13 protein-coding genes are annotated in these 12,494 nt (G+C 68.8%); 9 read left to right on the top strand and 4 right to left on the bottom strand.

Going from position 1 to position 12,494, the window contains the following annotated elements:
• Positions 1–143 precede the first annotated feature (143 nt).
• Positions 144–959: an alpha/beta fold hydrolase gene (locus tag ACIA58_RS36485; RefSeq protein WP_396408415.1), complete on the bottom strand. Its 816-nt coding sequence runs from the start codon at positions 957–959 to the stop codon at positions 144–146.
• 73 nt (positions 960–1,032) lie between these two features.
• Entirely contained in the window at positions 1,033–1,857 is an 825-nt protein-coding gene (locus ACIA58_RS36480; protein WP_396408414.1) for an alpha/beta fold hydrolase, read from the bottom strand.
• Positions 1,858–2,160: 303 nt separating this feature from the next.
• On the opposite strand from ACIA58_RS36480, the gene ACIA58_RS36475 reads away from it, so the two are divergent.
• A complete protein-coding gene (locus ACIA58_RS36475; protein ID WP_396408413.1) occupies positions 2,161–2,301 on the top strand; it encodes a hypothetical protein in 141 nt (46 codons plus the stop codon).
• Positions 2,302–2,375: 74 nt separating this feature from the next.
• Complete coding sequence (locus ACIA58_RS36470; RefSeq protein WP_396408412.1) at positions 2,376–2,894, top strand: DinB family protein; 519 nt, start codon at positions 2,376–2,378, stop codon at positions 2,892–2,894.
• Here ACIA58_RS36470 and ACIA58_RS36465 read toward each other — a convergent pair.
• Entirely contained in the window at positions 2,865–3,470 is a 606-nt protein-coding gene (locus ACIA58_RS36465) for a chloramphenicol phosphotransferase CPT family protein (protein WP_396408411.1), read from the bottom strand. The genes ACIA58_RS36470 and ACIA58_RS36465 overlap by 30 nt on opposite strands.
• Positions 3,471–3,606: 136 nt before the next feature.
• Here ACIA58_RS36465 and ACIA58_RS36460 point away from each other — a divergent pair, with 136 nt between their 5' ends.
• The 5 genes from ACIA58_RS36460 (at position 3,607) to bfr (ending at position 7,955) form a co-directional block, all read left to right on the top strand.
• Positions 3,607–5,559, top strand: coding sequence for a heparinase II/III family protein (locus tag ACIA58_RS36460; RefSeq protein ID WP_396408410.1), 1,953 nt, complete (start codon positions 3,607–3,609; stop codon positions 5,557–5,559).
• Positions 5,560–5,777: 218 nt separating this feature from the next.
• Positions 5,778–6,548, top strand: coding sequence for a class I SAM-dependent methyltransferase (locus ACIA58_RS36455; protein ID WP_396408409.1), 771 nt, complete (start codon positions 5,778–5,780; stop codon positions 6,546–6,548).
• A 59-nt stretch (positions 6,549–6,607) separates the two neighbouring features.
• Positions 6,608–7,231 carry a histidine phosphatase family protein gene (locus ACIA58_RS36450; RefSeq protein WP_396408408.1) on the top strand — a complete coding sequence of 208 codons (624 nt, stop codon included), beginning with the start codon at positions 6,608–6,610 and terminating at the stop codon, positions 7,229–7,231.
• A 48-nt stretch (positions 7,232–7,279) separates the two neighbouring features.
• Positions 7,280–7,489, top strand: coding sequence for a bacterioferritin-associated ferredoxin (locus tag ACIA58_RS36445; protein WP_396408407.1), 210 nt, complete (start codon positions 7,280–7,282; stop codon positions 7,487–7,489).
• Positions 7,476–7,955, top strand: coding sequence for a bacterioferritin (gene bfr, locus ACIA58_RS36440; RefSeq protein WP_396408406.1), 480 nt, complete (start codon positions 7,476–7,478; stop codon positions 7,953–7,955). The genes ACIA58_RS36445 and bfr overlap by 14 nt, the downstream gene beginning before the upstream one ends.
• A 42-nt stretch (positions 7,956–7,997) precedes the next feature.
• On the opposite strand, the gene ACIA58_RS36435 is transcribed toward bfr, so the two are convergent.
• A complete protein-coding gene (locus tag ACIA58_RS36435) occupies positions 7,998–10,298 on the bottom strand; it encodes a CDP-alcohol phosphatidyltransferase family protein (RefSeq protein WP_396408405.1) in 2,301 nt (766 codons plus the stop codon).
• Positions 10,299–10,433: 135 nt separating this feature from the next.
• On the opposite strand from ACIA58_RS36435, the gene ACIA58_RS36430 reads away from it, so the two are divergent.
• Together ACIA58_RS36430 and ACIA58_RS36425 are read left to right on the top strand one after the other, a co-directional pair.
• Positions 10,434–11,468 (top strand): glycosyltransferase family 4 protein, encoded by a 1,035-nt coding sequence (locus ACIA58_RS36430; protein ID WP_396408404.1) that lies wholly within the window; start codon positions 10,434–10,436, stop codon positions 11,466–11,468.
• 90 nt (positions 11,469–11,558) lie between these two features.
• On the top strand, positions 11,559–12,470 hold the full coding sequence (locus ACIA58_RS36425; RefSeq protein ID WP_396408403.1) for a YbhN family protein: 912 nt from the start codon (positions 11,559–11,561) through the stop codon (positions 12,468–12,470).
• The last annotated feature ends 24 nt before the right edge of the window (positions 12,471–12,494 follow it).

Below are 12,494 nucleotides of genomic sequence, written 5' to 3'. Positions count from 1 at the left end.
CCAAAGGTGGCGGCAGCCTAGCCCACAACCCGCCGAGTCGTGGCGAATGGTTCCCACCCCCAACCGCGAGTCGTGGATCGAGGCGAATTTTGCGAGCCGATATCCACGACTCGGCGGAAGGGTGTCGAGCCGATTGCCACGAGTCAGCGGGAGGCGCGGGCCGCGGTTTCGATGACCTTGGTGATCGGGCCGGGGTCGGAGATCAGGCCGAGGTGGCCGGTCGGGATCCGGGTGATGATCGAGTGGGCCCGGGTGGCCATGAAGTTCTGGGCGGTGGGCGTGATGATCAGGTCCTTCGTGCCCAGGACGTACCAGGACCTGATCGAGGCCCAGGCCGGCGGACCGGAGGTGCCGTTGCCGGCGCTGAGGGTGAGCGGTCGCTGCGACGGGTACAGCTTCTCGGCCGCGCTGCGCGACAGCCCGGACGCGAACGACTTCACGAACGTGTCGTGCTTGAGGTACAGGTCGACGTCACCGGCCGGCGCCCCGGGGTACGGGACGAAGTCGAACACCGTCGACGGGTCGGGGACGGCGAGCGCGGAGTCCATCCCGGCGAGCGGGAAGATGACGTCTCCGTCCGCAGGTGCGAACGCGTCGACGTACACGAGTGCTTTGACGTTCGCGTTGCCGGTGGCCGCATTGGTGATCACCGCGCCGCCGTACGAGTGACCGACGAGCACGATCGGACCGGACAGCGTCGAGAGGAAGTCCCGGATCGTCTCGGCGTCGGTCTGGAGGTTGCGGAGCGGGTTGGGTGGGACGCGGACCGTGTACCCGTCGTCGAGGAGTTTGTTGGTGACCTTCTGCCAACTGGATCCGTCGGCCCACGCGCCGTGGACCAGGACGATGGTGGGCTTGGGGCCGCTCGGGTGGGATGCCGCCGCCGGCGTCACGGCGGCAAGCACGAGGGCGAGTACTGCGACCAGTACGGCGAGTACTCGCGTGCGGTGCTGATGCATGGATGAGCCTTTCGTCAAGCGACTGTCGCCGGGAGGGCGCGCGGGAGCGTGACGAAGCCGATGGATCTGGGGACTACGACTGGAAGAACTCGAGCAGGTCGGCGTTGACCACGTCCGCGTGCGTCGTGGGCAGACCGTGGGGGAGATCCTTGTACGTCTTGAGGACCCCGTTCTTGAGCAGGGCGGCCGACTTCGGGCCGGAGTCGGCGTACGGGACGATCTGGTCGTCCTCGCTGTGCACCACGAGCACCGGGATGGTGATCTGCTGCAGGTCCTGGGTGAAGTCGGTCTGGGAGAACGCGACGATGCCGTCGTAGTGGGCCTTCGCGCCACCCATCATGCCCTGGCGCCACCAGTTCGCGATGATCGCCTCGGAGGATTCCGCGCCGGGCCGGTTGAAGCCGTAGAACGGGCCTTCCGGGAGCGCGCGGTAGAACTGCGAACGGTTGGCGGCGAGCTGGTTCTGCAGGTCGTCGAAGACCTCCTTGGGCAGGCCCTCGGGATTCGCGTCGGTCTTCACCATCAGTGGCGGGACCGCGCAGAGCAGCGCGGCCTTGGCGGCCCGGTCCTCGCCGTGCCGGGCCAGGTAGTGCGTGACCTCGCCGCCGCCGGTCGAGTGACCGACGTGGATGCAGTCGTGCAGGTCGAGGTGGTCGACGACCGCCTTCAGGTCGTCCGCGTAGTGGTCCATGTCGTGCCCGTCACCGGTCTGCGTGGACCGGCCGTGTCCGCGGCGGTCGTGCGCGACGACGCGGTACCCCTTCGAAGCGAAGAACAGCATCTGGTTGTCCCAGTCGTCGGCCGACAACGGCCACCCGTGACTGAAGACGATCGGCTGCCCCTCGCCCCAGTCCTTGAAGAAGATCTCGGTGCCGTCGCTGGTCGTGATAGTTCCCATTGTTCGGACCCCCTCAGCTCGAAAACCCCTTGTGTACAAAGGTTGTCCCCCAGCCAGCCCCGGGTCACGATACCCGCGACGACCCGTCCGTGCCACCGTCGCGAGTTACGCTGACCGGCATGCAGCTGAGGGTGCTCGGCGCGCTCGAGGTGTGGGTCGACGGCGAGCGGACAGGTCTCGACGCGGCCCGCCAACGCGGCGTACTGGCACTGCTCGCCGTGCGTCCCGGCGCGCTGGCACCGCGGGTCGGCCGGCTCGGCCTCCGCCAAGCCCGTCGACCGCGACCTGAGCAGCGGCAACCAGATGGCCGTCGCGGCCGATCCCATCCAGACCCTGAAGAACAAGGCGACCAACCGCTGCCTCGACGACAGCGGCAAGGGCCTGCGGACGCTCGCGTGCTACCCGAACTCCAGCCCGAGCCGGAAGTTCCAGAGCTGGTCGTGACCTCGGCCGCAGGTCCTGGCCTCTTCGTCGAGAAGAGGTCAGGACCTGTCCGCTTCTGTCCCTAGAGTCGGGGTATGACGACGAACCAGAGCGGTGAGCGGCAAGACATCCTCGACTTCCTGGCCAAGCACCGGTCCTTCCTGCGGCACACCGCGCAGGGCCTCACCGACGAGCAGGCGAACACCCGCAGTACGGTCAGCGAACTGACGGTCGGCGGGTTGATCAAGCACGTGTCGACCGTCGAGCAGCATTGGGCCGAGTTCGCGCAGGGCAACGGGCAGTCGACGCCCGGCGCGACGGAGTACACGCCGGAGGTGATCGCGGCGTGGCAGGACCAGTTCCGCCTGGTTGAGGGCGAGACGCTGGCCGGCGTACTCGCGGAGTACGAGAAGGTTGCGGCTGCCACCGACGAGTTGGTCCGCACCCTCGACCTCGACGCTGCCTACGAACTGCCGGCCGCTCCCTGGCAGCCCCCGGGCGTCTTCTGGACCGTCCGCCGCGTCTTCCTTCACATCACCGCGGAGACCGCCCAGCACGCCGGCCACGCCGACATCCTCCGCGAATCAATCGACGGCCAGAAAACCATGGGCTGATCGCAGTTCGTCGAAGGCTGTCGGCGGCGCCTGGTGCAGGCGGTCGCGGATCCGGGCGGCGCACTCCTCCGGGGTGTTGTGCTCCGAGTCGACCTCTACGTCGTACCTGCCGTGCTGGTGTACCAGCGGGAACTGGATCGCGGCTCGGCCGACGGTCCGGTTCCCGCGGTCGCGTTCGCGGCGTTCCAGTTCGGCGAGGGAGCAGCGGATGCCGACGAAGAGGACCGGTAGGCCTTGGAAGACGGTCAGGCAGTCCTCGAGGCGCCAGCGTTCGCCGAGGATGTGATCGACGACGACGTCGTTGCCCGCCGCGGCCATCCCGGCGACGGCTCGGTGGAAGCCGAGGACCGTTCGCTGGAAGACCGGCAGAAAGGTCTCGTCGGTCCATTCCCGCCGGGCGCGAAGGCTGTGAAACCGGTCGACGGGCAGGTGGAACCACGCGCCGTCCAACGTGGCCAGCAGTTGCTCGGCAATGCTCGACTTCCCGGAACTCGACGTACCGTTCAGCAGGATCAACCGCCCGGGCCGGCCGGTGCTGGTCTCTGGAGTCAGCTCATGCGTTGCGGTGATCGACACCGCCCCATTATCCCTGCCGCAACATTCCGCGGTGCGGCTGCATCGAGGTACGTAGGGAGAACTTAACCTCGGAGAGCTGACCGCCCCCGCGAACTCTGCGTGCCGACCGATGGTGCGAGCGTGGGGGGACGACATCATGCGATTCAGGGGTGCGGTCGGCATGGCCGTGGGGATTGCCGTTCTGGTGCTGGGGGCCGGAACGGCAACAGGTGAGACTCGTACGCCGGCGGAGCTGCCCGGCATCCAGATCGTGCCGGGGCCGGAGGATCCGGCCGAGGCGCAGTTCGTGCCGGGGGCAAGCAACGTCGTACCGGCGACTGCCCCGCCGGCCACGGACATCGGCACGAACAAGATCCAGTCGCTCGTGGCGCCGTTCTACGCGTGCCCGGGTTTCAGCGGGATCGAGAAGACGAACCCGGTGGCGAACCTGTACGCCGACAAGTTCCAGTGGGGACCGTACGCGGCGTACAAGGTCGGCAACGGCGGCGGCAACATCAACTGGGCAGCGAACCCGTACAAGAACGCGAGCTGGTACATGTGGTTCCACTCGCTGCGTTGGCTCGGCCAGGGGATCGTTGCCGCGAGCAAGGGTGATCTGACCGCGCTGACGCGGGTCAACACGATCGCGTACGACTGGTACCGCGACAACCCGTACTCGTGGAAGGCGAACGTCGGCGCCTGGGAGTCGACCATGCACCGTACGAACGTGCTGATCTGTCTGCGCCAGGCGATCCTGTCCGGTCTCCAGGTCACGACACTGCCGACCCGCTACGCCTGGCTGGACGCCGCGCTGCTGAGTCACGCGAGGTTCCTCACGAACTACTGGAGCGGTGCGTGGAACCACGGTACGGACGAGAGCATCGCCCTCTTCGGCGTCGGCTGCACGCTCGGCCGCGCCGACTACAGGAACCTCGCCCAGCAACGGTTCGCGGCCGGCATCACCACGTCGATCGACACGCAGGGGGCGACCAACGAACAGTCGACGGGGTATGCGTCGTTCAACTACTCGCTCTGGGGACGCGCGATCGCGGTGATGCAGAACTGCGGCGTCAGTCCCGGTACGACGATCTCCACGCGGAGAGCGTTGCTGGCAAAGTTCTTGACCTTGGCAACGAACTCGCTCGGCAAGCTCCATCAACTGGGCGACACCGAGGTGCAGGCGACGTACCCGTGGGTGGGTACGCCGTTGGAGTACGCCGGCTCGTTCGGCGCGCAGGGTGTGGCGCCGCCGTGGCGGGTCGGGATCTACTCGGCCGGGTACGTGTTCGGGCGGACCGGATGGGGGACCGATCCGACGCGTGGGTTCGCGGGCGAGTCGTCGTACAGCATCAGGTTCGGTCCGCCGCGGGCGTTCCACGGGCACTTGGACCACACGAGCATCACGTACACGGCACGCGGGCGGGACATCATCGTCGACGGCGGGTACGCGGCCTACAACGCCGGCGCCTATCGCACCTGGGCCGTCAGCCCGAGCGCGCACAGTGACATGACGACGCCGATGTCGACGTACCTGAACCCGACGACGCGACTGACCGCGTCATCGGTGCTCGCGAACGCGGAGTCCTATGTGTTGACCGACGCTCCCGGGAGCGGGATCAGCCGCGCGCGGTCGGTCCTGGTGCTGAAGGACCCGGATCTGCTGGTGACCTGGGACCGCGCGTCGGCGAAGACCGCGCAGGCGTTCCAGACGCTGTGGCATCTGCCGTCCGATCAGCGGGCGAGCGTCTACTCCCGGACCACCGCGGTCGCTGCCGCACCCGGTGACACGACGAAGACGATCCTGTTCCAGATCCCGTTCAAGCAGGCGCTGCCGGCGGGCGCGATCCTGGTCAAGCAGGCCCAGACCAACCCGATCCAGGGCTGGCAGTACCCGTCCAGCTACGTGCGCAAGTCCGCGCCGACCCTCATGCTGGCCCGCTCCGGGACGACGGCATCGATCCTGTCCTTCGTCGTCCCGGTCCGATCCACGGGCTCGGTCACCTACACCGTCCGCCAGTCCGGTACGACGTTCATCATCAACCTGAACGTCGCCGGCAAACCCGTCACCATCGCCATCTCCGGCGGCGGCTCCCTCTACCGCGCCGGCTGAGCGGGGGTTGGCTCTGACGGCCTGACCGGTGCGCGGCTTCGTGAGGCTATTCGCCGGTCAGGTCGTACGAGGCGTACGTGCCGCAGTGTTCGACGAGCAGGGACTCCGATGACGGCCATCGGCTTGAAGCTTGTCTGCCCGCCCCCGAGCTTGGTCGCCGTCACTCGTGCCCTACTCCGGGGAAAATGACAGGCGCCTGGGGTATGGAAGGTGCCAGGATGCCGGGCATGGTTGTGCGGGCGTTGAGCTTCGGGGCGGTGGCGGAGGCGTACGAGCGGTACCGGCCCGGGTACCCCGTCGAGCTCCTCGAGTTGGTGACGGCGTACGCCGGTGGGCCGATCCGGACCGCGCTGGAGATCGGCGCCGGGACGGGCAAGGCGACGCGTCTGTTCGCTGACGCGGGGATCGCGGTCACGGCGACCGAGCCCGATCCGGCCATGCTCGCGGAGCTGCGCAAACACGTGCCGACCAACGTGTCCACCGTGCAGGCCGCCTTCGAGGACCTGCCGCTGGATTCGTCGTACGAGCTGGTGTATTCGGCGGCCGCGCTGCACTGGACCAGCCCCGAAGGCCGCTGGGACCGCATGGCCGCCCTTGTCCAGCCCGGTGGCGTGTTCGCCTCCTTCGGCGTACCGATCCAGCTGGCCGACCCCGCCCTCCAGGAAGCCGCCCGCGCGGCTCGCGCGCCGTACCTGGACGACGACGGCGTCCCCTCACCCGACGGCACCCTCGCCGACCTCCCCATGCAATGGCCCGGCACCGAACTCGAGCAATCCGAGTGGTTCACCGACGTCCGCCAGGCGGTCATCGAACGGTCCGTGACGATGACCGCCTACGACTACGTCGGCCAACTCTCCACCGTCTCGGCGTACGTCATGCTCCCACCCACCGCCCGAGCCGAAGTCTTCCGCCGAACCCTCCAAGCCCTCCCCGAAACCGTAGAAGTCAACGCCCAGATCCACACCCACCTGGCCCGCCGCACCCGATAGAACCAGGCAACCGGCGAACCAGCGCGGGCTGGATGGCGTCCACCAGGCATGGACGAGTCATGAGCGCGGCGGCCACGCGTTACCTGTACCTGGTCAGGCATGGCGAGGCGCTGCCGGACGGGAGTGGGCTGACCGACAGCGGCCGGCGCCAGGCAGTGCGGCTCGGTCGGCGGCTACAGGACGTCTCGTTCTCCTCCATTCATCACGGTCCGCTGCCTCGGGCAGCCCAAACCGCACGCCTGGTCAAGGAGCAACTGAAGAATGACGTCGCGCTGGAGGTCTCAGAGGCCGCCGGGGACTATGTGCCGTACGTACCGGACAGGGCCGAATTACCAACGGATTCCGCTGACTACCTGCTCGGGTTCCTCCAGCAGTCCACGCCTGAGGAGCTGAGGCGCGGACCGGAACTGGCTGCTCAGGCCGTACGGCGCTACGCCGGGCCGACGGACGGCGAGGAGGAACAGCACCAACTCGTGGTCACTCACAACTTCTTGGTCGGCTGGCTCGTACGAGATGCCATGGACGCGCCGAGGTGGCGGTGGCTGAGTCTGAACCATTGCAACGCCGCGCTCACCATACTTCGGTACACGCCTGGCCGCCCGTCTTCCGTCCTCATGTACAACGACATGCAACATCTGACCGCCGAACTCCGCTGGACCGGCTTCCTCCAGGTGACCATGTGACGGACGTGACCGTGCTTAACCGGGCATGGTTAGGCTAGCCTTTCCTGTGTGATCGTCTGTCACTGCGAGGTCGTCAGCGACCGGGACGTCCGTCGGAGCATCGACGGCGGCGCCCGGACGCTTGCGCAGGTGTGTGGGGTGACCGGGGCGGGGCGGAATTGCGGCGGCTGTGTGTTCTCCGTGAAGCGATTGTTGTGCGAGCATGAGAGGCCTGTCGCGGCACCCTCGCTCACGGAGGTGGCAAGTGCAACCGGTTGACCCACGCGTCGTCGTGCTGCTCAACGAGGCTCTGACGCTCGAGCTGACGGTCATCAACGGGTACTTCCTGGAAGCCAGGATGCTCGACAACTGGGGCTTCGGCCGGCTGGGCAAGGCGTTCTACGACCTGTCCATCGACGAGATGAAGGATGCTGACGACCTGATCAGCCGCATCCTGCTGTTCGACGGCCATCCGAACCTCCAGAAGCTCGGGGCCATCGCAGTCGGCGAGGACGCCCAGGAGATGCTTCGCCTCGGTCTCGACGGCGAGCTCGCCGCGGTCGCGCAGTTCAACGCCGCCGCGAAGGAGTGCCACGACCTCGGCGACCACGGCTCCGCGGCAGTCTTCGAGGAAATGGTCCGCGACGAGGAGAACCACGTCGACTGGTTCGAAAGCCAACTCGACGCCGTCAACCGCATCGGCCTCCAGCAATACCTGGCCCAGCAGCTCACCCCCGCCAAGTAGTCTCCGCGCCCGTCCAGCCCGCGTACGATCGCGGCACGGGCGCTAGCGGCCGTAGGTGGTGAGGAAGCGGTCGCGGAAGGTGTCCATCGGCCAGACCGGAGCGCCGGCATCGGGCCGCAGCCCGGTCTGCCAGCCCCAGTCCGCTGCCCGATCGGTCACCGCTGGGTCGGCGGCGATGATGCTCACGGGCACGTCGTGGCTCGCCCCGTTGCCCGACACGATGCTGGCCGGCTGATGGTCGCCGAGGACGACGAGCACCAGGTTGCGGTCGTGGAGCCGCTGTACGAACGAGGTCAGGGCGTCGAGCGAGTAGGCGATGGACTGCGCGTAGGCGGCCTTCACACGGTCCGGCTGCCGCCAGACGTCTTCCGGCGAGTCGCCCGCGGCCGGCATCGGGTCGAAGACCGAGCCGTCACCCAACTGGCTCCAGTCGACCAGCCGGGGGAGCGGCGCCCAGGGCGTGTGGCTGGAAACCAGGTCGAGCTCGGCCATGACGGGAGCGCGGTTCGGCTTGTCCAGCTCCAGCCGCTGGAAGGCGGCCAGGGTGTACTGGTCAGGCATCGAGGCATAGCTGAACGACGGCCCGGCGTACCCCACGTTCCGCCGGTCGTAGACCATGTCGTAGTGGTAGTACGTCTTCGCCACCGACCAGTCCTTGCCGTTGGACGGTACGTCGGCGACTGTCCGCCAGCCGGCCCGTCCGAACGCGTCGGTGAGGGTGACCCGGTCGAGGGTGACGAGGTGGTCGTACCGCTGCTGGTTGTTCACCCAGAGCCCGGACTGCAGGGTGGAGTGCGCCAGCCAGCTGATGCCGCCGAAGGTCGGCGAAGTGAGGAAGCCGCTACGCGAGGAGAAGCCGGCCTGCTGCAGCCGCCGGTCCCCGGCCTCGAGCGCCGACCCGACCACAGGAGAGTCGAGCGCCGTGCGTCCGTAGCTCTCGACGAAGACCAGGAGCACGTCCTTGCCCTTCAGGCCGGTCAACAGGTCGTTGCCCGGGGTGTTGCGGAAGGGATCCCGCTTGAGCGCCTGTACGAACTCCCGCTGGTCGCGAAGGTCGTCGCGGACCTGCGTGACCAGCCGGCCTGCGGAGGAAGAGGCGGGCTGTCGTACGGGCTCCGGCCCGGCGCCGGTCAGCGCGGGCACGAGCGAGATCGCGGCCAGGGCGGCTCCGATCCGGATCACCGGCCGCCGGTGTCTCGCCACCAGCCGGGTCACCCGCACCGCCGACAGCGGCAACAGGGCGAGCAGGGCCAGGAGGAGGATTCCGGCTGCGATGAAGACTGCGATGGCGCCGATGCGGCCGATCGAGTCGCCGAGCAGGCCCAGCGCGGAGCCGACGTACGCCGCGTCGTAGACGGGGTGGAAGCCGCGGTCGAAGGCGAAGTAGAAGCCTCTGTCGAGCAGCCGCAGGATCAGCAGCACCCCGAGGACGAGTCCGCCGATCAGTGCGAGGACCCGCGCGAGTCTCGACGGCCATACGCAGACGAGGAGGACGAACACCAGGCCCTCGAGCGGGATCCGGAGGAAGGCGGCCGGCGACAGGCCGCCGGTGTGGTCCGGCACGAGGAGCGCAACCCAGACCAGGAGCACCGCGAGCACCGACGTCACGGTGGCACGGGTGCCGCGCGGGCTTCCGGCCTGGCGCCACAGCCCCCAGATCTGACGGCCGAACGACTCGGCCAGCAGTCCCAGCGCAATCAGCAGCACCACTGTGGTCACGGCATCGGGCAGGAGGCCGGCCGCCGCGACCGCCAGGGTGATGCCCTGGATCGCGGCGACCACCTTCGCCCAGTAGCGAGGCGGGAGCGAGCCGCGCAGCCACGGCAAGACCCAGCTCGCGGCCACGAACACATAGCGGGCCAAGCCGATCGCAAGGACCCACCAACCCGTCGTGCGGGCGACGTACACACTCAGGACCAGGATCAGGAACGCGTCGACTTCCATGTCGAAGCGCGCCCCGAACGCCGAAACGGTGCCGGTACGCCGAGCGACCTGACCATCTACCCCGTCGAGGACCAGCCCGATCGTCGCGAGCGTCACGAGGATCGTCACCGGCGCCTGGCCGCCGAACGAGTCCGCCGTGAGCGCCGCGACCCCGCAGGCGAGGACTGCGCGAGCCAGTGTCACCCTGTCCGCGGGTCCCAGCCCGTCACGACGGTGATGCACCATCGCGCGGGCGAGCACGGCGGCAAGGCCGGCTCCCGCGGCGACACCGGTCACCCAGCCGGCGACGTCGAGGCCGGTGACCGCTGCGAGCACACCGAGGAGCACGAGCAGGCAAGCGAAGCCGACGAGCGGGCCGGTCAGGATGCGGCTGCGCACTCGACCCTGAACCAGACGCACAATGCCTCCGTATCTACGGGCTACGCCAGTCATACGACAACAGCGTCGCACCGGTTCATCCGGGCGGGAGACGGAGGCTGCGGTGCCGATCGAAGCACGCCCGTTCTGGATCCGCGAACCCGGCGAGCGGCCGTTGTGAAGCAGGTGCACGTCCTGGTCCCGGATGGGATCGACGACCCGCGGCGGCCGAGCGGTGGCAACGTCTACGACCGCCGGGTCTGTCGCGGGCTGACGGCACTCGGCTGGTCGGTTCACGAGCACGCCGTGGCCGGCCAGTGGCCCCGCCCCGACGCGGCGGCCCGCTTGGCCGTGGGCGCGGCGCTGGCCCGGGTTCCGAACGGTGAGGTGGTGTTGATCGATGGCCTGCTGGCGTCCGTGCTCCCGGAGGTGCTGGAGCCGGAGGCCGGCCGTCTGCGGCTCGTCGTACTCATGCACATGCCGAGGGACGAAGCGCGCGAGGTCGCCGCGCTGTCGGCGGCATCCGCGATCGTGGCCACGAGCGACTGGACCCGGCGGTGGCTGCTCGACCACTACGCGCTGCCCAAGGATCGCGTGTACGTCGTGCGGCCGGGCGTCGACCTGGCTGACCTGGCGTCGGGTTCGGTGTCCGGCGGGCGGTTGCTCTGTGTCGGAGCGATCACCCCGGCCAAAGGCCCCGACCTCCTGCTCGAGGCACTGGCCACGGTGGACGATCCGGCTTGGCGGTGCGTCTTCATCGGTTCGTTGAACCTCGATCTGGAGTTCGTCGACGAACTGCGCCGGCGGGCCAAGGACCGGCGCCTGGCCGACCGGGTGTGCTTCGCCGGCCCGCTCACGGGTGCCGAACTCGAGCGCGCTTACGCAGAGGCGGACGCCTTGGTGCTGGCCTCCCAGTTCGAGACCTACGGCATGGTCGTCACCGAGGCGCTCGCCCGCGGCCTGCCGGTCGTGGCCACGCAGGTCGGCGGCGTACCGGAGGCTGTCGGCCACGCCCCCGACGGCAGCCGACCAGGCCTGCTGGTCGTGCCGGGCGACCCACACGCTCTCGCGCAGGCGCTGCGTCAGTGGCTGGGTGACCCCGTGGAGCGCGCCCGGCTGCGCGCGGCGGCCAGATCGCGGCGCCTGACACTGTCCGACTGGACACAGACTTCACGCGAACTGTCGGCCGTGCTGTCGGAAGTCGCTGACTGAACCAACGGCGGGTGAGAGCCGTGTCATTGGTACAAGCGCAACTAAGAGATCGGAACTGCCATCAGCCGAAGCCTCTGGACCTGGGCCCGCGTGACGGGCGGTGCCGCGATCCTCGCCGTTCTCGTGTGGCGGGTCGGCACGGGCCCGTTGGTGGACGGGCTCCGACTGACGACCGGCTGGCCGATCGCCGCCGCGCTCGCAATCACCTCGCTGACCACGTTGTGCTGTGCATGGCGGTGGAGGCTCGTCGCCGGCGGACTCGGCGTCCAGCTGCCGCTGACGACCGCGGTGGCGGCGTACTACCGGTCCCAGTTCCTTAACGCCACGCTGCCTGGCGGGGTGGTGGGCGACGTACACCGTGCCGTGCGCCATGGGCAGGAGGTTGGCGACCTGAGCCGCAGCCTGCGGGCCGTCGCCTGGGAGCGGGCGTCGGGATTCGCAGTACAGATTCTGCTGACGGTGGGCGTGTTGCTCCTGCTGTCCTGGCCCGCCGGCTCCTTCGTTCCCTCGGTCGCCGTGACGGTCGTGGTCGTCGCCGGTGTGGCGCTGATCGCCGTACCCCTGTGCCTGAACCTTTCCTCGCGCATCGGACGCGCCTTCACCAGCGATCTCCGCGACGCGGTCCTCGCGCCACGGGCCTGGCCGGGAATCCTGCTGGCCTCCACCGGCGCCGTACTCGGCCACGCGTCCGTGTTCCTGATCGCAGTGAGAGCGACCGGAGCAGACGTACCGTCGGCTCGGCTGCTGCCCGTGGCACTCGTCGTGCTGACGGCCTCGGCGCTACCGACGAATATCGCCGGCTGGGGCCCACGCGAGGGCGCGGCCGCATGGGCGTTCAGCTCGGTCGGGCTTGGCGCGGCGCTCGGCGTCACCGTCGCGGTGGTGTACGGCATGCTCGCCCTGGTCGCAACGCTCCCTGGAGCCGTCGTCCTGGTGGTTGCCCGTCGGCGCGCCCGCGACAGTGCAACCAGCCCGGCCGATGTGCAGCCGGAACACGCCTGATGCCCCCGAACTCAGAGAGTCCAG

It is taken from the genome of Kribbella sp. NPDC051586 (assembly GCF_044453965.1).
Classification (GTDB): domain Bacteria; phylum Actinomycetota; class Actinomycetes; order Propionibacteriales; family Kribbellaceae; genus Kribbella.
Note: the sequence above shows the minus strand (reverse complement) of the source record. Positions and strands in the feature narration are given on the sequence as shown.

Bases quoted from the DNA above. Each gene is read 5' to 3' on its own strand.
- ACIA58_RS36485 (WP_396408415.1), bottom strand. From the start codon at position 959: ATGCATCAGCACCGCACGCGAGTACTCGCCGTACTGGTCGCAGTACTC.
- ACIA58_RS36480 (WP_396408414.1), bottom strand. From the start codon at position 1,857: ATGGGAACTATCACGACCAGCGACGGCACCGAGATCTTCTTCAAGGAC.
- ACIA58_RS36475 (WP_396408413.1), top strand. From the start codon at position 2,161: ATGGCCGTCGCGGCCGATCCCATCCAGACCCTGAAGAACAAGGCGACC.
- ACIA58_RS36470 (WP_396408412.1), top strand. From the start codon at position 2,376: ATGACGACGAACCAGAGCGGTGAGCGGCAAGACATCCTCGACTTCCTG.
- ACIA58_RS36460 (WP_396408410.1), top strand. From the start codon at position 3,607: ATGCGATTCAGGGGTGCGGTCGGCATGGCCGTGGGGATTGCCGTTCTG.
- ACIA58_RS36455 (WP_396408409.1), top strand. From the start codon at position 5,778: ATGCCGGGCATGGTTGTGCGGGCGTTGAGCTTCGGGGCGGTGGCGGAG.
- ACIA58_RS36450 (WP_396408408.1), top strand. From the start codon at position 6,608: ATGAGCGCGGCGGCCACGCGTTACCTGTACCTGGTCAGGCATGGCGAG.